The organism is Kribbella sp. NPDC003505 (assembly GCF_040610875.1).
GTDB lineage: Bacteria > Actinomycetota > Actinomycetes > Propionibacteriales > Kribbellaceae > Kribbella.
On the sequence record NZ_JBEXNA010000014.1, the window covers coordinates 25,906 to 44,392 of the forward strand.

18 protein-coding genes are annotated in these 18,487 nt (G+C 69.0%); 6 read left to right on the top strand and 12 right to left on the bottom strand.

What is annotated here, in order from left to right; translation table 11 throughout:
• The first annotated feature begins 33 nt into the window (after positions 1-33).
• The 5 genes from ABZX12_RS36130 to ABZX12_RS36150 all read left to right on the top strand — a co-directional run bounded on the left by ABZX12_RS36130 (position 34) and on the right by ABZX12_RS36150 (position 6,533).
• A complete protein-coding gene (locus ABZX12_RS36130) occupies positions 34-933 on the top strand; it encodes a sensor histidine kinase (protein ID WP_355699950.1) in 900 nt (299 codons plus the stop codon).
• Between the two features lie 134 nt (positions 934-1,067).
• Positions 1,068-2,399: a crotonyl-CoA carboxylase/reductase gene (ccrA, locus tag ABZX12_RS36135; RefSeq protein ID WP_355699951.1), complete on the top strand. Its 1,332-nt coding sequence runs from the start codon at positions 1,068-1,070 to the stop codon at positions 2,397-2,399.
• An 81-nt stretch (positions 2,400-2,480) separates the two neighbouring features.
• Positions 2,481-4,418, top strand: coding sequence for a transposase (locus ABZX12_RS36140; protein ID WP_355699952.1), 1,938 nt, complete (start codon positions 2,481-2,483; stop codon positions 4,416-4,418).
• Entirely contained in the window at positions 4,415-6,031 is a 1,617-nt protein-coding gene (locus ABZX12_RS36145) for an AI-2E family transporter (RefSeq protein ID WP_355699953.1), read from the top strand. The genes ABZX12_RS36140 and ABZX12_RS36145 overlap by 4 nt, the downstream gene beginning before the upstream one ends.
• 73 nt (positions 6,032-6,104) lie before the next feature.
• Positions 6,105-6,533, top strand: coding sequence for a hypothetical protein (locus tag ABZX12_RS36150; protein WP_355699954.1), 429 nt, complete (start codon positions 6,105-6,107; stop codon positions 6,531-6,533).
• 87 nt (positions 6,534-6,620) lie between these two features.
• On the opposite strand, the gene ABZX12_RS36155 is transcribed toward ABZX12_RS36150, so the two are convergent.
• Together ABZX12_RS36155 and ABZX12_RS36160 are read right to left on the bottom strand one after the other, a co-directional pair.
• On the bottom strand, positions 6,621-7,235 hold the full coding sequence (locus tag ABZX12_RS36155; protein WP_355699955.1) for a hypothetical protein: 615 nt from the start codon (positions 7,233-7,235) through the stop codon (positions 6,621-6,623).
• Positions 7,236-7,415: 180 nt separating this feature from the next.
• Positions 7,416-8,177 carry a phytanoyl-CoA dioxygenase family protein gene (locus tag ABZX12_RS36160; RefSeq protein WP_355699956.1) on the bottom strand — a complete coding sequence of 254 codons (762 nt, stop codon included), beginning with the start codon at positions 8,175-8,177 and terminating at the stop codon, positions 7,416-7,418.
• A 65-nt stretch (positions 8,178-8,242) separates the two neighbouring features.
• On the opposite strand from ABZX12_RS36160, the gene ABZX12_RS36165 reads away from it, so the two are divergent.
• Positions 8,243-9,082 carry an AraC family transcriptional regulator gene (locus ABZX12_RS36165; protein ID WP_355699957.1) on the top strand — a complete coding sequence of 280 codons (840 nt, stop codon included), beginning with the start codon at positions 8,243-8,245 and terminating at the stop codon, positions 9,080-9,082.
• On the opposite strand, the gene ABZX12_RS36170 is transcribed toward ABZX12_RS36165, so the two are convergent.
• From ABZX12_RS36170 to ABZX12_RS36215, 10 genes are all read right to left on the bottom strand, one after another.
• Positions 9,039-10,148, bottom strand: coding sequence for a hypothetical protein (locus tag ABZX12_RS36170; RefSeq protein ID WP_355699958.1), 1,110 nt, complete (start codon positions 10,146-10,148; stop codon positions 9,039-9,041). The two genes, ABZX12_RS36165 and ABZX12_RS36170, sit on opposite strands and share 44 nt — an antisense overlap.
• Positions 10,149-10,289: 141 nt before the next feature.
• Positions 10,290-11,048, bottom strand: a complete 759-nt coding sequence (locus ABZX12_RS36175) for a ChbG/HpnK family deacetylase (protein ID WP_355699959.1) — start codon at positions 11,046-11,048, stop codon at positions 10,290-10,292.
• 34 nt (positions 11,049-11,082) lie between these two features.
• On the bottom strand, positions 11,083-11,829 hold the full coding sequence (locus tag ABZX12_RS36180) for a PIG-L family deacetylase (protein WP_355699960.1): 747 nt from the start codon (positions 11,827-11,829) through the stop codon (positions 11,083-11,085).
• 10 nt (positions 11,830-11,839) lie between these two features.
• Positions 11,840-12,715: a carbohydrate ABC transporter permease gene (locus ABZX12_RS36185; protein ID WP_355699961.1), complete on the bottom strand. Its 876-nt coding sequence runs from the start codon at positions 12,713-12,715 to the stop codon at positions 11,840-11,842.
• Positions 12,712-13,650, bottom strand: coding sequence for a sugar ABC transporter permease (locus tag ABZX12_RS36190; protein WP_355699962.1), 939 nt, complete (start codon positions 13,648-13,650; stop codon positions 12,712-12,714). The genes ABZX12_RS36185 and ABZX12_RS36190 overlap by 4 nt, the downstream gene beginning before the upstream one ends.
• Positions 13,647-14,930 (bottom strand): extracellular solute-binding protein, encoded by a 1,284-nt coding sequence (locus ABZX12_RS36195; RefSeq protein WP_355699963.1) that lies wholly within the window; start codon positions 14,928-14,930, stop codon positions 13,647-13,649. The genes ABZX12_RS36190 and ABZX12_RS36195 overlap by 4 nt, the downstream gene beginning before the upstream one ends.
• 10 nt (positions 14,931-14,940) lie before the next feature.
• A complete protein-coding gene (locus ABZX12_RS36200; protein ID WP_355699964.1) occupies positions 14,941-15,978 on the bottom strand; it encodes a GNAT family N-acetyltransferase in 1,038 nt (345 codons plus the stop codon).
• On the bottom strand, positions 15,975-17,081 hold the full coding sequence (locus ABZX12_RS36205; RefSeq protein WP_355699965.1) for a DUF1343 domain-containing protein: 1,107 nt from the start codon (positions 17,079-17,081) through the stop codon (positions 15,975-15,977). The genes ABZX12_RS36200 and ABZX12_RS36205 overlap by 4 nt, the downstream gene beginning before the upstream one ends.
• A 276-nt stretch (positions 17,082-17,357) precedes the next feature.
• A complete protein-coding gene (locus tag ABZX12_RS36210; RefSeq protein ID WP_355699966.1) occupies positions 17,358-18,122 on the bottom strand; it encodes an alpha/beta fold hydrolase in 765 nt (254 codons plus the stop codon).
• 23 nt (positions 18,123-18,145) lie between these two features.
• Positions 18,146-18,361, bottom strand: coding sequence for a hypothetical protein (locus ABZX12_RS36215; RefSeq protein ID WP_355699967.1), 216 nt, complete (start codon positions 18,359-18,361; stop codon positions 18,146-18,148).
• Positions 18,362-18,487 lie beyond the last annotated feature (126 nt).

Sequence of the window (18,487 nt, forward strand, 5' to 3'; positions counted from 1 at the left end):
CTCGAGTTACCAGACCTGGCCTAAGCTGTGCGGGTGCTGAAGGACAGCGCCACCGATTCCTCCCATGGTGCGCCGGCCGGGTTCGAGCACGACGTCTTCGTCCACGCGTCGGACGAGGAGTTCGTGCAGCGCGCGGGCAGGTTCGTACGGCAGGGGCTGGCGGCGGGGGAAACCATCGTGGCCGTGCTGCCACCGGAGCGGATCGCCGTGCTGCGCGACGCCCTCGGACCGTTGCGGCACGACGTCTGCTTCACCGACATGACCGTTGCCGGGGGCAACCCCGCGCGGCTGATCCCGTTCTGGCGGGAGATCCTCGACCGGCACCCCGGCCCGGTCCGTGGGCTCGGCGAGCCGGGCTACCCCGGCCGCAGCCAGGCGGCGTACGACGAGGTGCTGCTGCACGAGGCGCTGACCGGGATCGCGTTCGCGCGCGACCGGTCGTTCCGGTTGTGCTGCGCGTACCAGGCGTCCGTCGGGATCGACCCGACCGAGACCCACGCGGGCGCGGATGCCCTTGCGGAGAAGGTGTTCCGGACCGCGCTGGACGACATCCCGGACCGGGCCGAGCGCTGGGAGTTCGGGCCGGGCGAGCTCGGGGAGATCCAGCAGTGGCTGAGCGGACAGGCGGCCTCGCACGGGGTGTCGCGGGACCGGCTCGAGGATCTGTCGCTCGCCCTGCACGAGATCTGCACGAACAGCATCCGGTTCGGCGGCGGGCGCGGCCGGCTGGCGGTGTGGATCGCCGACGGCACGCTGATCTGCGACGTACTGGACCACGGGCGGATCGACGACCTGCTGATCGGACGCGTGCTGCCGCCGCTGGACGGGCTCGGCGGCCGGGGCGTCTGGCTGGCCAACCAGTTGTGCGACCTGGCGCAACTGCGATCGGGCGACGACTTCACGCAGGTACGGCTGCACACGCGACTGCGATAAGACCACTGACAGCGGTGGACTGGAAAAGTGACGGTCGTCTCACCCGTCCTCCGCTGTGTTACAGGGCACAGCCACGCGTGCATACTCGACGGTAAGTTCCGCTCACACAGACCGCCGTTCCAGGAGGTACTTTCGTGAAGCAGATCCTCGATGCGATCCTCTCCGGCGACACTGCCGCCGTCGGTGAGCTCGATGTACCGGACCACTACCGGGGCATCACCGTGCACGCCGACGAGGCGACGATGTTCGAGGGCCTGGACGCGAAGGAGAAGGACCCGCGCAAGAGCCTGCACCTCGACGACGTCCCGACCCCCGAGCTCGGCCCGGGTGAGGCGCTGGTCGCGGTGATGGCCAGCGCGATCAACTACAACACCGTCTGGACGTCGATCTTCGAGCCGGTCTCGACGTTCTCGTTCCTGAAGCGGTACGGGAAGCTGTCGCCGCTGACCGCCCGGCACGACCTGCCGTACCACGTGGTGGGCTCCGACCTCGCCGGCGTCGTCCTGCGGACCGGCCCGGGCGTGAACGCGTGGAAGCCGGGCGACGAGGTGGTCGCGCACTGCCTGTCGGTCGAACTGGAGTCGCCGGACGGGCACAACGACACGATGCTCGACTCCGAGCAGCGGATCTGGGGCTTCGAGACGAACTTCGGCGGCCTGGCGGAGCTGGCGCTGGTGAAGTCCAACCAGTTGATGCCGAAGCCGGCGCACCTGACCTGGGAGGAGGCGGCGTCCCCCGGCCTCGTGAACAGCACGGCGTACCGCCAACTGGTGTCGGCCAACGGCGCCAACATGAAGCAGGGCGACGTGGTGCTGATCTGGGGCGCGTCCGGCGGCCTGGGGTCGTACGCGACCCAGTTCGCGCTGAACGGCGGCGCGATCCCGGTCTGCGTGGTGTCGTCGCCGGAGAAGGCCGAGATCTGCCGCGCGATGGGCGCCGAGCTGATCATCGACCGGACCGCCGAGGGGTACCGGTTCTGGAAGGACGAGACGACCCAGGACCAGAAGGAGTGGAAACGGTTCGGCGCGCGGATCCGGGAGCTGACCGGCGGGGACGACCCGGACATCGTGTTCGAGCATCCGGGGCGGGAGACATTCGGGGCCTCGGTGTACGTCGCCCGCAAGGGCGGGACGATCGTGACGTGTGCGTCGACGTCCGGGTTCATGCACGAGTACGACAACCGGTACCTGTGGATGAACCTGAAGCGGATCATCGGCTCTCATTTCGCCAACTACCGCGAGGCCTGGGAGGCGAACCGGCTGATCGCCAAGGGCATGGTGCACCCGACGGTCAGCAAGGTCTACCCGCTCGAGGACACCGCGCAGGCGGCGTACGACGTGCACCGCAACCTGCACCAGGGCAAGGTCGGCGTCCTCACCCTGGCCCCCGCCGAAGGCCTCGGCGTCCGCGACACCGCGCTCCGCGAGAAGCACCTCGACGCGATTAATCGCTTCCGTAACAGGTAGCTCGTTTGGGCGTTTGAGCGGGGTTCTGACAGGCTTATGGTGGGGGATTCACTGAAAGCCGCCAGAAGGGAATCTCGGGAAATGCCTGACGAGTCGAGCCTGCCGTTCTTCGATCGCACGGCGACCGCGGCCGGGGGCTTCCCGGTCAGCCGCCGCGGGTACGACAAGCAGGCGGTGGACGACTACGTCCGCGCGCTGGAGATGCAGCTCGTCGAGGCCCGCAACCGCGCCGACAGCCTGCAGCAGAGCGTCGCGCCGATGCAGCAGCAGCTCGAGGAGACCCGGCGTCAGCTGGAGGCCAGCGCCAACCCGTCGTACGCCGGGCTCGGCGACCGCGCCGCACAGATCCTCCGGCTCGCCCAGGACCAGGCGTCCGAGGCGCTCGAGGAGGCCAAGCGCGAGGCCGAGGAGCTGCGCGCGAACGCCGCCAAGGAGGCGGCGGCCGCGCGCGCGACCGGCGATCGCGAGGCCGAGGACATCCGGACCGTCGCGCTCAACGAGGCCGACAGCATGCGGCGTACGGCGGAGGGCGACGCGGCCGAGATCCGACGGACCGCCGAAACCGAGGCCGCGGAGGTCCTGCAGGCGGCACAGCGGAAGGCCGAGCAGCTGACGCTGACGGCGGAGTCGCAGGCCAGCACGCTGAAGAACGGCGCGCTGCACGAGGCCGAGAAGATCCGGACCGCGATCCAGCGCGAGTCGGCGGCGCTGCGCGCGCGGCTGGCGGACGAGCGCGAGCAGCAGGCCAAGGAGCTCGCCGACAAGCACCAGCAGATCGCGGCCGACACCGAGAACCTGACCACCCAGATGAAGGAGGCCGCCGAGGCGTCCGAGCGCCGGGTGGCCGAGGCGACCGAGCAGGCCCGCAAGATCCGCGCCGAGGCCGAGGAGTCGGCCGAGCGGACGCTGTCGCGCGCCCGCCGGGAGGCCGAGCAGCTCCTCACCACCGCGCGGACCCGCGCCGAGGCCGAGCTCGCGAACGCGGCCGACGAGGCGGAACGGTCCCGGACCGTCGTCGCCCGCGAGACCGAGCGGCTGGCGAAGCGCCGCGACGGCATCCTCACCCAGATCGCCGGCCTGAACGAGATCGCCAGCAACATCGCCCGCCAGGCGGCCGAGCTCGACTCCGAGACCGCCGCGGCGCCGTACGTGAACCCGTTTGCCCGGGGCACCGAGTCGTCGTCCGGTCTCGCGGACCGTGGTCCGTCCGGCCGCGGGGCGCAGGGCGGCAGCCCGTTCGGCACACCCGGCTCCGGCGCGGGCAGCCCGTTCGCCTCCGAGGGCCCGGCGGTGAGCCCGTTCTCCGCCGAGGGGCCAGCCACGTTCTCGCCCGAGGCGTCGACGGGCTCGGCCACGACCGACGTTGCCGCATCCGACGTTCCCGCGTCCGACGTTGCCGCGTCCGATGGTGCGGCGTCCGATGGTGCGGCGTCCGACGGTGCGGCGTCCGACGGTGCGGCGTCCGACGGTGCGGCGTCCGACGGTGCGGCGTCCGACGGTGCGGCGTCCGGTGCCGGCTCGGCCGCGTTCCCGGCAAAGGCCCCGGCCGATGCTGCTCCGGCCAATGCTGCTCCGGCCGACGACGACAACCCGTACCCGGCGACCACGCCGGCCGACAATCCGTTCCCCGGAGCGACGCCGGCCGCGTCCGGCTCGAGCGACGCGTCGTACGACGACGAGGAAGAGGGGCCGTTCACGGGCTCGAGCCCGTTCGTCGGCGCCGGGGCCGGGGACGCGCGCGTCGACGAGACCCGGATCGACACCAGTCTGCGCGTCGACCCGAAGGACGCCGACGACCTCGCGGACAAGACCAGCCGGTCCGCCGGCGGGCCGGCCGACGCCGACGACGAGGGCGCCGAGGAGCCGAAGGACTCCACGATGGTGGACGAGTTCCGGCTGAGTGACCTCGCGAGCGAGCAGACTCGGGCCAAGTCACGGCCGTCCGCCTCCGCCAAGTCCGGATCCGCGGCCGACGACACGACCAGCTCGAGCGCACGATCCCCGAAGGACACGATGTGACGCCACCCGGCGACGACACCTCCACAACGACCCCGGACGCGGACCTCGCCGAGGCAACGCGCGAAGCGAAGTCCGCGGCCGCCAAGGCCGAAGCCGCCGCCGGCAAGAGCGAACAAGCCGCCACCCAAGCCACCACCTCCGCCAACGAAGCGGAGGCCGCAGCCGACACCGCCGACTCTTCCGCAGACCAGGCGACCGACGCCGCCCGCGCCGCCGACTCCTCTTCGGATGAGGCGGCTGCCGCCGCACGTTCGGCCGACTCGTCATCCGACGAGGCAGCCGGCTCCGCGCATGCTGCGGACCTGTCCTCCGACGAGGCGGCGGACTCGGCGCGGCAGGCGGATGCGTCCGCCGACGAGGCCGACGCTCTCGCCGACCAGGCGGACGCCTCGGCCGACGAGGCCGACGCCTCCGCGGACAAGGCCGACGCTGCTGCCGACAAGGCCGACGCCTCCGCGGACAAGGCGGACGTCGCCGCGGAGGAGGCTGCGGCGGCTGGGCATCCGGCGGACACGAACATCGCCGACGAGCTGCTGATCGAGCAGCGGCACCCGTCGGTCGGTATGGGTACGCCGGGCCCGCCACTGCGCCGGGGCAACCCGTTCACGTTCGGCTTCTTCGCCGCGCTCGGCGTGCTCGTCGCCTGGGGGCTGTGGAACGCGGCCGGCCAGGCGCGCTCGGTCCTGATCCTGCTGCTGGTCTCGATGTTCATCGCCGTCGGCCTGAACCCGCTCGTCGAGTGGTTCATGCGCCGCGGCCTGAAGCGCGGCCTGTCGGTCGGCGTGGTGTTCCTGCTGATGATCCTCGCGGTCGCCGGCGTCGGGTTCGCGATCGTGCCGGTGGTCACCGACCAGATCAACAGCCTGATCAAGAACGCACCCGAGTGGCTCGACCTGCTGACCAAGTCGAAGACCCTCAACGAGCTCGACAACAAGTACCACTTCATCCAGAAGGCCCAGGACTACATCCAGGACCCGGCGCTGGCGCAGCGCGCGTTCGGCGGGATCCTCGGTGTCGGCAGGGTGGTCGCGGGCGCGCTGTTCAACACGTTCACGATCCTGGTGCTGACGCTGTACTTCCTCGCGTCGCTCCCCTCGGTGAAGCGCGCTGCCTACAGCCTGGTCCCCCGCACCCGCCGTACCCGCGTCTCGATCCTCGGCGACGAGGTCCTCGGCCGGGTCGGCGGCTATGTGAGCGGCCAGTTCATGGTGGCGCTGTGCGCGGGTATCTGCATGTTCATCTTCCTGGAGATCATCGGCCTGCGTGAGTACGCCGTGGCGCTGGCGATCGTGGTGATGTTCTGCGACTTCATCCCGATGGTCGGCGGCCTGATCGGCGTCGTCGTGGTCGCCCTGATCGGCTTCACCGCTGGTCTCTGGATCGGTATCGCCTGCCTGATCTACGGCATCATCTACCAGCAGGTCGAGAACTACATCGTGGCCCCACGCATCATGCGCCGCGCCGTCGACATCCCCGGCGCCGTCACCGTCATCGCCGCCCTCCTCGGCGGCGCCCTCCTCGGCGTCGTCGGCGCCCTCCTCGCGATCCCCTCTGCCGCCGCCATCCTCCTCATCATCCGAGAAGTCTGGGTCCGCAAAGCCGACGCCTCCTGAGAGATGTTGAGCTCGAGGATCAACTCGAGCTCAACATCGCGGATGGCGATCGGACGAACGGTACGCTCAGCAGGTGGCCAACACCGCTGCGCTGCAGGAGGCAATCGACTGGGCTCGAGGTGATCTCGAGCGACAGTACGGCGTGCCCTTCGCCAAGAGCACAGTCCGTCTACACACCGGTGGCACGAGGTCTTTCAACGCCGTCGCATCCGATGGCACGGTCGTTGCCACTGTTCTCAACAGCTCGGGCGCAACCTCGGGCGGCAAGAAGCCGGTCGGCAAGCTGCGCTATGCGATCGCCGAGCTGTACTACTTGTCTCTCGTGCAGTCACGTCATCGGCTGCTGGTCGTCACCAACGCCGACTTCCTCGAGTACCTCTCGAACGAGGTAGCTGGGGCGCTCATCGACGGCATAGAGCTCGTACACCTGCCATTGCCGCCGCTGCTGGCCGGCCGCGTGGCCGAGGTCACCACCGCCGCCAGCGAGGAGATGGGGCGCTAGCCGCGCACGCTCGCAATCGCCACGTCGGCAGGCCGATCGGATGCCGCCGTCTGCCTTCGTCAACTCCTCGTCGGTTCACCCACGCGGTCAGCGAGCGGCAGGGCTGGGACGCTTGGACGCGCGGGCACGCACCGCCTTCCGAACCCGACGATCGTTCTCCTCGGCGCCCTGTTCGATCTCCGGTTTTCCGGTCCGGCTGCGCTTCGGTTCGGTGATTTCGATCAGTTGTAGGGATCGTCCGTCGTCGAGTCTGATGACGAGGTCGTGGGTGAACTCCTGCCGCGCTTGCCGCATCGCCTTCCGGCCGGATTCTTCGTTTGCGGCTGCCTGCACCAACTGAGAGACGCGTTGGTGGGAGACGCCGAGGATGCTGCTCACGTCGCGGACGGGAACGCTTGCGTCCGTCAGTGCAGAGGCCACCTCGCGCGTGAGCTCGGCGACCAGGGCTTCGAGGTCCTTCGCCCGGCGGCGGAGGGCGTCGACCAGCGTTTTCGCCTCGAGCAGGTTCTGCCCGTCCGCGTCGATTCCGGCCACTTCGACCGCGACCTTCGACAGCGGTACATCGGTGGACACCGCGATGAACTCCCGTGCCATCTGCTCGACCTCGTCGAGCCGCCGCGCCTGGGTCACTCCCCCGAGCTCCGGGACAGCAACCATCCACCAACGGTCTTCCCGGCTGACTGTCACCTCGTAGGTCTTCACCGCTCCTCCTCACACTCGGCGAGTGCCTTGTCGACCTTCCGGACGATCCCGGGGGAGATCATCCGGTGGCCAACCGGCGTCCCTGAACGCCTTCACGACCTTCCGTGTCGGCTGCTCACTGACCATGATTTTAGGCTAGTTGGCTAGACACTTTCAAGGCAAATTGGATAGACGGATCCCTCAGGCGGTGACGTCGAGGATGTAGTGCTGGGCGGGGGTCAGGTGGTTGTAGGTGTTTACGCGGAGGTACGCCTGCTGGTCGAGTTGCTGGGGTAGGTGGCGCAGGGCGAAGTAGGAGTGCAGGGCCCGGCGGGGTTTGTCGGTGTGGTTCTTGGTGCCGCCGTGCCACAGATGGCTGTTGAAGACGACGACGGTGCCGGCCCGGCCGGTGAGCTGGATCTGGTCGGGGTGGGCGGCGGCTGGGTCGGGCATCTCGTCGGCGGGCATGGTGCCGCGGCGGTGGGAGCCGGGGACGACGCGGGTCGCGCCGTTCTCGGGGGTGAAGTCGTCGAGAAGCCAGATCGAGTTGCAGACCTCGTACGCACCTGGCTCGACCGGATGGCCGGAGTCGGCGTGCAGGGCCTGATGCCCTTCGCCAGGTAGAGCCGCGCGGCTGTTCAGCGACGACAGCCGGAACTCACCCAGCACATGCCGCATCGCCGCCAGCACCCGCGGGTGGCTGAAGCACACCGCGAACCTCGCATCCTTGTTCACCAGGTCCGCGAGCCGGTCCGTGCCCTTCTCCTGATGCACCTCCAGGCCGGCCCGGTCCCCCTCGGCAGCGGTCAGTTCGGCGAGCCGTTCGTTGATCGCGGCCACCTCGTCCGCGGTCAGGATCCCCTCCAGCGGCAGGTACCCGTCGCGGTCGAGCTGGTCTTTCTCGTCCTGCGTGAGTACGTCGTCGGTCACGCCGAGCTCGCGCAGCGCGGTCGTCATATCCATCCCAGGCACTCCTTCACAAGATGCACGAATCGATGCCAGCATCGACCCGACGTACCCGCCACACAATGCAGGAGGCGACAGGGCTTGTGCACAAATCGCCACGACTCCTCGGCGCCGGCGTCCACACCGCCGCGCCCGGCAAGGACTACCCGCCGCACGCGCACACCTCATGGGAGCTCGTGTACTACGTTCGCGGCCGGATCACCTGCCCCGTCGGCGACGAGACGTACGACGCCACGCCCGGCACCGTGCTCCTCACGCCTCCGCACACGTGGCACGCCGAGCTGAGCCGCACCGGGTACGCGAATCGTTTCGTCCAGGTGGACGCCGCAACCACCCACCCGTGGCCGCGCCTGTGTTACGACGACACGGACCACACCCTGCGCCGCGTGTTCGACGCCCTCGTCCGCGAGAGCACGCATCCCACGCCCGACAGCGACGAGCTTCGCACGCTGCTGCTGTCCGAGCTGGACCTCCGCCTTCGTCGCGCCGCCGCCACGCCCGCCGTAACTCCTGCCGAACAACTCGTCGCCCAGGCGGAGCAGCTGTTCGAAGAACGCTTCGCCAGCGGACTCCGGATCTCGCGGGTCGCCGACGAGCTGGGCATCTCCGTCTCCGGCCTCCGGGCCGCGTTCGCCCGCCTCCGCAACACGAGCCCGCAGGCAGCGCTCCAGGCAGTCCGCCTACGTCACGCCCTCGCCCACATCCGCAATTCGACCCTCCCCCTCCAAGCCGTAGCCGACCTGACGGGCTACCACTCGGTCAGCCACCTCACCCGCCACGTGAGGGCCGCCACCGGTTCGCCACCGGGCGCCCTCCGCACAACAGATGATGGACAGAAGCGCCGAACGGGACCTCCGGTCAAACCCGCCAAAGGCTCAAGACCTCCGCAAGCCGGCCACTGATCGCCCGAACGATGACGTTCAATTGGTCGAACGTGAGGCCGCACAACGCTTCGACGATCCCGAACATCGGCAGCGCCGCATCGAGCGCAAGGGACCGGTTGCGGATCTCGTAATGCATGCACCGATTTCGCACTTGCCGTACGCCGCGATCGTCGAGCAGCCCACGAGTCGACGACTCGTCCAGCAACGATCGAACCCGGATGGTCGCCGGCGAATCCGCCGCCGGATCTGCGTTCAAGATCTCCTCGACAGTTCGGAGTGCGTGGTAGGTACTGATCATGCGGGCCCGGAAGACCGCCTCCTCGTGGCCTTGTTCGATCAGCGGCAGGACGACGTCCGTGGTGTTGATCTCAGCCTCGACCATCAGCAGCAGAAGCTTCGACTCCATCGGAAGAACTGGGTCATACCGGTTTGCGAGATACGCCAACGTCTTCCGGTCCTTGCCGACCATGCGCCCCAGGCCGGCGTAGTCGAACGTCGAGGTGGGGGGTGTCGCGTCGCCGGCGGCAGCCGCGAGGACCGCTAGCGCTCCACCTTGTCCCTTTGCGACTTCGAACAGTTGATGGCCCATCTGGGCCAGGCGGACCTCGCTGCTCAGCCCCGCCCGAAAATGACCAGTCACGTTGTTGCCCAGGATGCGACCGCCTGGCACGCAATACAGCCCGAGATCAGTCTCGAGCCAGCGTGCGAACCACACCGCGTTACCCGAGAACTCGTCGTGATGAACGAGGTAGAACTCGGACATCTCGTCTTTGAGTTGTGCGTAAGACTTCAGCGTGTCGTCGAGCAACTTGCCGGCATGGCGAGACCGTTCGATCGTTTCGCCGTACCGGTCATCGAGGAGCGCGGCCAGGTGTGGCTCGCCTACAACTGGATCCGACGAACGAAGCAGAATCGATCCCTCGTAAACGATCCGTGAACTGTGTCCGATCAACACGAGTGGCAACCACCCCGAACCACTCTCGTGGTTCGACGTCGACAACATGGCGTCGGCGATCCATCGCGCGTCCTGGGCGACCATCCAGCGAGCAGCCGCCGCACGGGATCGAGCGTCCTCACTGACCACAGCCCGCGACCCTACCAATCCATGCCCACAACTGCCGAGTCGTGGCAAAAGGTTCGCAGGCAGGATCGCGAGTCGTGGATCGGTGCAGATTTCATCCACCATTCCTCACGACTCGACGGTTCCACGACTCGGCTGACAGGGTCAGCTGGCGAAGGCTGACTGGACGGTGGTCAGCTCGATTCGGCGGTCGTTGATCGACTGGCGGATGTCGGGGTCCACGGCGATGGTCTGGTCGGAGAGGCGGTATTCCTCGGCCCAGCGGTAGGTGTCGGAGCCGGGGCGGTGGAGGGCGGCCAGTTCGGGGTCGGGGGCGGCGCAGTGGGTGACGAGGAGGTGTACGCCGGGGGTCAGCGCGTCGAGATACGCGAGCATCCACGGCTTCTTGTCCGCGGCCTCCCGGTCGCTCAGGATCTCGATCGACGCGAACCGGGACGACCAGTCCGGCCCGTAGATGAACGGCTTGCCGAGCGCCGCGGACACCTCGTCGTACGCCGACGGCACCGACGCTCCCATGTGGAAGTCGAGGTACTCGGGCGTCAGCCCCTCGGCGGCGAACTTGGCCGCCTGCGCGGACAGCTCCCGCACCGCGTCCTCGTGGGAGATACCCGCCGCGGCCTCCGCGACCGTGCGGCGGAACGTGCCGTCCTCCCCCACCAGCGACGCCCCGTCCGTCAACGGCCGCCAGCGCAGGTTGTCCCACTCGCACGTCAGTGTCTGGTGCACCCCGACCGGAATCGCGAACTCCCGCGCCAGCGCGGCCGCCTCGGTGAACCAGGGACAGGCCGCCATCGTCGACACCTGCGTCACGATTCCCTCGCGGAACGCCTGGACGGTCCCGGTGTTCACCGCATGACACATCCCGAAGTCGTCCGACTGAACCACCAACCGCACCTCAGCCACAGCCCACTCCTCTCGATCACCGGTACGACGTAATCTACGGTCCGGCGAGCTTGCTGACCTCCGGCGACTGGCTGGTGTGGAACGCGCAGGCGCGGGGGTACGACGCGAGGCAGCCGCGGGTTGTCATCAGGGCGGTGTAGTAGTCGATGTAGCGGAAGCCGTACGTCTCGCCGCGGGCGAAGGCCTGGTGGCGGATGGCGTTCACCCAGAGATAGAAGGCCTCGTCGGGGATCGGAACGTACAGCGACGGCGTGAAGCCCTCCATGTCCTCCCAGTTCTCCGCGTGCAGGAACGAGCGGACGCCGTGCCGGGGCAGCGCGGCCACCTTCGCGGCGAGTTCCGGGTACGCCGTGATCGCCGGGAAGTCGTCGTCGGCCGACAGCGGCAGGCCCGCCAGGAAACGGGCGCGCTCGGCGAGCACCGCGGTGTGTTCGTGGTCGCGGTGGATGGAGTGTTTCCAGTGCGTGATGATCGTGTCCGGCTGCTTCTCGCGGATGATCTGGGCCAGCTGCAGCGCCACGTCGTCGGTCGACGGGAGGAATCCGTCGCTGTGGTCGAGCACCGTGAAGTCCGCGCCGATCGCCTCCGCGAACGCCGTACCCTCCGCGATCTTCTGCGTCTTGTACTCCGCCGGCGTCATCCGCGGGTGACCGCGTTCGCCCGGCGTCAGCGCAACGATCGTCGCCGACGCGCCCTCGAGCACGAGCTTGGCCAGGGTCGGCCCGGCGGTCAGGTCCATGTCGCCGATGTGCGCACCGACGGCGAGCACTGTTCTGGTCACAAGGGTCTCCTCACTTCAGGCCGCTGAGTACGACGCCACGCACGTAGTACTTCTGGAACATCAGGAACACGACCAGCACCGGCAGCGTGCTGATCACCAGGCCGGCCATCACGATCGGCATCGTGCGGTCCGGGTCGAGGAAGCTCTGCAGCAGCTGGATGCCGACCGGCAGCGTCTGCAACGAGGGGTCCGAGGACGAGATCAGCAGCGTCCAGATGTACTCGTTCCAGGTGCCGATGAACGTGATCAGGCCGAGCGTGATCGCGACCGGCTTGGTCTGCGGCAGCACGATCAGCCGCCAGATCTGCCACTGGTTCGCGCCGTCGATCTTGGCCGCCTCGAGCATCTCGTCCGGCAGCGAGACCATGAACTGGCGCATCAGGAAGATCCCGAACCCGGACACCGTGAACGGCAGGATCAGCGCGAGCAGGCTGGTGGTCAGTCCGCCGTCGCCGCCGCGGCCGAGGATGTCGTTGCCGCCGGCCAGCGGCCAGTTGAGCATGATCAGGAACGTCGGGATCAGCAGCAGGAACGGCGGCAGCATCATGGTCGCGAGGATGAACCGGAAGATCACCGCGCGGCCGCGGAACCGCAGCTTGGCCAGCGCGTACCCGGCGAGCGCCGACGTGATCAGCACCGAAACCGTCACGCTGACCGTGACGATCACGCTGTTGCGGAACAGCCGCGGCAGTTCCAGCTGCGAGAACGCCTCGCGGTAGTTGTCGAGGTTGAACGACGACGGCAGCAGCCTGTACGGGATCACGCCGTACTCGCCCGGGCCCTTGAACGAGCTCATCACCATGTCGAGGAACGGCATCACCATCGCGACGCCGCCCAGCACCACCACCAGGTACGCGAACCACGGGAACCTGCCGCGCCGCTTCACGAGGTCTCCTCTCCGCGCCGCCGGGCGATCCACAGCTGCAGCAGCGTGATCGCCAGGATGATCACGAACAACACCATCGCCATCGCGCTGGCCGTCCCCCAGGCGCCGTACTTGAAGGCCCGCTGGTACATCTCGAACGCCGCCACGTTGGTTGCGTTCACCGGCCCGCCGTCGCCGGTCATCACGATGATCAGCGCGAACGACTGCAGCCCGCCGATGAACTGCGTGATCAGCACGAACAGCAACGCCGGCCGGAGCAGCGGCAGGGTGATCGACCAGAACAGGTGCCACGCGTTCGCGCCGTCCACCTCGGCCGCCTCGTAGTACATCTCCGGGATCGCCTTCAGCCCCGCGGTCAGGATCAGCACGGCGCCGCCGATCGAGGCCCAGGCGTGCACGACGGTCACCGACGGCAGCGCGTAGGAGGAGTCGGACAGGAAGCCGACGCTGTTCACGCCGAGCCTGTTCAGTACGCCGTTGATCAGCCCGGCCGGCTGGTACATCATCTTCCACACGTTGCCGATGGCCACGACCGTGGCGACGACCGGCAGGAAGTACAGCACACGCCAGAACCCCTGGAACGCCAGCCGGTCGATGCAGTAGGCCACCAGCACCGATCCGAACGTCGCCAGGAACACCGAGCCGAACGCGAACAGCAGCGTGTTCACCAGGATCGGCTTGACGAACGTCCCGTCGAAGCTCAGCACCTCGCGGAAGTTCCCGGTCCCGGACCATTCCAGCGTGCCGAGGTCGAACCCGCCCCAGTCCGAGAACGCGAGCACGATCGCGAAGAGGAACGGCAGGATCAGGAACACGCAGAAGAACAGCAGCGCCGGCGCGAGGAACAGGTACGCGGCCCGTCCCTCGCGATGCAGCCGGCCGAGCCGCCGGGCCGGCGCCGCGACGGCACCGACCCTGCTGACCGCGGTCGTCATTGCGGTTTGACCGCCTTGGCTGCCTGCGCCAGCGCGTCGTCAGGACCCTTGCCGTCGGCCAGCACGCCCATGATCGCGTTGTGCAGCGCGGTCTTCGCCTCGTACGCCCCCGGCTGGTTCGGCTCGGCCATCGCGTACGTCGCGGCGTCGTAGATCGGCGTCAGGTTCGGGTCCGACAGCGACTTCTTGTACTCCGCCTGGTCGGCAGTCCGCGGCGGAATCAGGCCCTGGTCGGCCAGCCACTTGCCGGTCTCCGTGACGTTACCCTCGGCCGCCTTGTGCTCGTTCATCCAGGTGAGGAACTTCCACGCCTCGTCCGCGTGCTTGCTGCGCTGGTTCACGCCCATGAAGAAGCCGTACGCCAGCGAGCCCTTGCTGCCCGGCGTCGGACCGGGGATCGCCGTCACGCCGACGTCGGTGCCGTACTTGTCCTTCATCTGGGTCTTCAGGCTGCCGATCCACCAGCCGGCCTGGATCGCCATCGCGACCCCGCCGCTGCGGAACTGCTTGGTCGGCATGATCGAGGGGTTGGTCGCCTTCGCGGCCGCCAGGTCGGCCTCGAACTTCAGCGCCGCCTTGCCCTCGGCGTTGTCGAACTGCGGCGTTCCGTCCGGGCCGAGGAACTTCCCGCCGGCCGCGTCGAGCAGCGACAGGAACGGATGCACCGACTTGTTGTCGCCGTCCTGGATCAGGCTCAGGCCCTCGACCTGAATGTTGCCTTTCGCATCACGCTTGACGGTCTTGCGCGCCGCGTCGGCGAGCTCGGCCCAGGTCGTCGGCGGCTTGCTGACACCGGCCGCGGCGAGGATCTTCTTGTTGTAGAAGAGCACATACGTGTTCAGCTCGGTCGGGTAGCCGAGCAACGTGTCGCCGGTGGTGACGGCGCCGAGCGCGGCCGGGCTGTACTCGGCCTTGATCTTCGTGGCGATGTCGTCCGGCACCTTCGCGACGACGTTCGCCTTCATCAGCTGGCCGCCCCACAGGCCGTAGGCGCTGACGATGTCGGCGCCGCGACCGCCGGTCTGCCGGACCGTCATCGTGGTCAGCAGGTCGTCGAACTTGACCACCTGCGCCTTCACCTGGATCTTCGGATTGTCCTTGTTCCACTGCTGGATCATCTTGTCCAGCCCGTCCTTCGACGGGCCGTCGCTGTAGTGGCTCAGCAGTGTCAGCTCGACCTTGTCGCCGCTGCCGCCCGAGCCGCTGCCGCTGCCGCAGGCAGCGGCCGTAGCGAGGAGCCCCAGGACAACAGCAAGCCGCAAACCTCTGGCGATGCTCATGTCACTCCTTTCAGCCAGCCGGGTGCAGGGGCGCCCGGAGGATGGTGAACGTGCGGGTGATCTCGAACCCCGTCTTCAGGTACAGCTGCCCGGCGGCGGACTTCTCGCCGGTCCACAGGAACCAGGCGCTGTGCGCGCCGGCGGCGACCATCCGTTCGAGCGTCAGGTGCAGCAGCACCTTCCCGAGTCCGGTGCCGCGGGAGGCCGGCAGGACGCCGAACGGCCCGAACCGGTCGATCACCGCCTCGTACGTCCCGTGCATCGCCCAGCCGAGGATCGCCCCGCCGGGCTCACGTGCCACCACGATGCGATCGAGCGGCAGACCGGACACGACGCCCTCGCGGATCGCGCGCGCCCAGTCCGGGTTGAACTCCGCGCCGGCGATCGCGATCAGCGCGGTCAGCTCGTCGCCGGACGGTGTTCCGAACGTGTAGCCCGCGGCCGTCAGGGCGTCGATCCGCTCACGGACGTCGTCCGGAACGGCGTACCCGACGAGGCCGCGGTCCATCGCGACCGCGTCGTACCGGCGCTCGAAGCCCAGCGCGCCGAGCAGCCGGGCGGCCTGTGGGTAGCGCTCCGCGTCGAGGCCGGGGAGGAAGTAGTTCGGGGTGTACGACGAGAAGAACACCTCGGACCGGCCCTGCGACCGGAGCCAGTCCATTGCCGCGGACAACAACTCGCGGCCGATCCCCTGGCCCCGGAGCGACGGATGCACGAAGAAGAACGGGATCCAGCCGGGCGCCGGCTCCAGGTCGTCGGCGTCGACGGCGATCAGGCGGCGGACGGCGTACGCGGCGCCGACGATCTGATCATTGATCACGGCAACCTGGAGACCGGCCGCGTCGAAGTTGCGGTCGAGCAGTAACAGGTCCCGCAAACGCCGGTAGCTGATCGGATCGGCCGGCGCGGCGGCGGTCCACGCGGCAGCGATCGCCGGTCCGTCCCCGACCTGGAACGAACGGATCGCCACATCACCACCCGCAGCCGCACCTGCGGAGCGGATGGTGGCGTTGCCGCCCGCCGCGGGCGGACCCTCGGAGCGGCTCATCCGGCCTTCCCTTCGTAAAGCAGCACGCCAGGCCGCGTCCAGCCGGCGGGGGTGGTTGCCGTAGGCAAGAGCTCGAGCGGGTCGTCGCCGGCCTCCAGCGTTTTCCGCAGCGAGTCCGAGCCCCACAGCTTGTCGAGCGACGGCAACAGCCCGAAGTCGTCGGGGTAGAGCTCGTTCAGCACCCGGAGCATCACCAGCGCGGTCCGCACCGGCTCGAACGCGTCCCGGTCGACGACGTGCAACTGGACGCCGGGCACCGGCTGGCCGGCGTACTTGCTGAACACCGGCTCGAACCAGGTCCGCCGGAACATCACGCCGGGCAGCTCGCACGAGCGCAGCGCCCGGACCAGCCGGTCGTCGACGTACGGCGCCCCGATCGTCTCGAACGGTCGCGTCGTACCGCGGCCCTCGCTGAGGTTGGTGCCCTCGAAGAGGCCGGTGCCGGGGTAGACGAGGGCGGTGTCGGGCGTCGGCATGTTCGGCGACGGCGGCACCCAGGGCATCCCGGTGCCGGTCGCCGTCCGGCTCCAGCCTTCGAGTTCGACGACGGTTGCCGGGCCCAGCTGCCGGGCGAGTTCGCCGACCGTGAGCCCGTGCCGCAGCGGGATCGGCGCCCGCCCGACGAAGCTCTCGAAGCCCGGCTGCAGCATCGGTCCCTCGACGCGGACGCCACCGAGCGGATTCGGCCGGTCCAGCACGACGAACGGCAGACCGAGCCGCGCGGCCGCCTGCTGGCTGTCGTACATCGTCCAGATGTAGGTGTAGAACCGCGTCCCGATGTCCTGGATGTCGAACAGCAGCACGTCGACGCCGGAGAACAGGTCGTCGAGCTCCCGACCCTTGCGCCGGTACGTGTCGAAGACCGGGAGCCCGGTGTCCGGGTCGACGCCCTCGCCTTCGCTTTCGCCCGCTTGCGCCGTACCGCGGAGGCCGTGCTCGGGACCGAACAGCGCCGTCAACGGCAGGCCGGCCGCACGCAGCGCCACCGGCGTCGGCGTGAGATCCGGCAGCGCGCCGGTGAAGTTCGTGATCAGTCCCAGGCGCCCGTCCGGCACCAGCCCCGGGTCCTCGGCCAGACGCTGCGCGCCGGTCCGGACCGCCATCGCCACCACACCCAACCCAGATCGTGGATCCTGCAGGAACTGGGTTGAAAACTTACCGACGCAGCCGCTCTGAGGTCAATGGATTACTGACAACCGTTTGCCAGACACCTGAGCCAGCTCGCCCGGACGGCCCACGAGGAGCGAGCACACCCCGGCCAGGCTCCCACTCCGAGTTGGTCGGTTGTCTGCTGTGCAGGCCCGGAGTCAGGTAGCTGTCTCGGGGGTGCTTGGGCGGCATCTCGACAGGAATATCTCTGTTCTTTCTTTCTGTGTTCTTCAGTTGATGAAGGGTGTCAGGGCGGCGAGGAAGTCGTCGAGGCGTTCGGCGTGGACCCAGTGGCCGGCTTCGGGGACCTCGGTGTATTGGACGTGCGGGAAGTACGCCGCGATGGCCGCGCGGTGGTCCTGCTGGACGTAGTCGGACTTGCCGCCGTAGATGAACAGCGTCGGCCCGTCGTAGTGCAGCCCCTCGACCGCGGGCCAGCCGGAGATGGCCGGCAGCGCAGCCTCGATCACCGGCAGGTTCGGCCGCCACCGGGCGCCGTCGGAGTCCAGGATCAGATTCTGCAGCAGGAACGCCCGGGTCCCCGGCGTCGGTACGGCGTCCGCGAGCTGGGCGTCGACCTCGGCGCGCCGGGTGACCGACGACAGGTCGGCAGTCCGCATCGCCCGCGCGTACTCGACGAACGCCGGCGGGTACGCGACCGGCGCGGCGTCCACGACGACGAGCCGCTCGACCGCGGCCGGGTACTGCAGCGCGGTGAGCATCGCCGTCTTGCCGCCCATCGAGTGCCCGACGAGCGCGACCGGCCCGACCCCGAGCGACTCGATCGTCTCCCGGACGTCGTCGGCCATCTCCGGGTAGCTCATCGTGGCGACGTGCGGCGACGTGCCGTGGTTGCGCAGGTCGAGCGCGAACACGCGGTGCCGGTCCGCGAGCCGGCGCGCGGCGGTCATCCAGTTCCGCCCGGAGCCGAACAGCCCGTGCATCACCACGACCGGCGATCCCGTCTCGCCGTACGCCGTGACCGGAAGCTTCATCCGCACACCTTTCCGTGCCGAGATCAACGGCTCCGTTGCCAGCACGCCGTGTGCCAGTGCCGCCGCTCGTCGAGGGACTGCGCACCGCCCAGGGCGCCGAGCAGGCTGGGGTTGTCCGGCCACACCACGACGTGCGGGGTGGCCGGTGGGATCTGCTGGTCGCAGCCCGGGCAGCGGTACGACTTCGCCGACGCGGATCCGGAGACCCGCCGGACGTTCCACTCGCCGCCCGCCTTCACCTCGCGGGACTGGGTACCACCGAGCAGCGGGGGGGGGGGGGGGCGCGGCGCCCCCCGGGGGGCAGCGGTGGCGCCCCCAGCACCCCCCCCCCCGGCCGGGGGGGGGGCGACGCCTAGGGGGGGCCG

Excerpts from the sequence above, each read along its gene's own strand:
- ABZX12_RS36140 (WP_355699952.1), top strand. The coding sequence starts at position 2,481 with ATGCCTGACGAGTCGAGCCTGCCGTTCTTCGATCGCACGGCGACCGCG.
- ABZX12_RS36160 (WP_355699956.1), bottom strand. The coding sequence starts at position 8,177 with ATGGATATGACGACCGCGCTGCGCGAGCTCGGCGTGACCGACGACGTA.
- ABZX12_RS36165 (WP_355699957.1), top strand. The coding sequence starts at position 8,243 with ATGCAGGAGGCGACAGGGCTTGTGCACAAATCGCCACGACTCCTCGGC.
- ABZX12_RS36190 (WP_355699962.1), bottom strand. The coding sequence starts at position 13,650 with ATGACGACCGCGGTCAGCAGGGTCGGTGCCGTCGCGGCGCCGGCCCGG.
- ABZX12_RS36195 (WP_355699963.1), bottom strand. The coding sequence starts at position 14,930 with ATGAGCATCGCCAGAGGTTTGCGGCTTGCTGTTGTCCTGGGGCTCCTC.
- ABZX12_RS36200 (WP_355699964.1), bottom strand. The coding sequence starts at position 15,978 with ATGAGCCGCTCCGAGGGTCCGCCCGCGGCGGGCGGCAACGCCACCATC.
- ABZX12_RS36205 (WP_355699965.1), bottom strand. The coding sequence starts at position 17,081 with ATGGCGGTCCGGACCGGCGCGCAGCGTCTGGCCGAGGACCCGGGGCTG.
- ABZX12_RS36210 (WP_355699966.1), bottom strand. The coding sequence starts at position 18,122 with ATGAAGCTTCCGGTCACGGCGTACGGCGAGACGGGATCGCCGGTCGTG.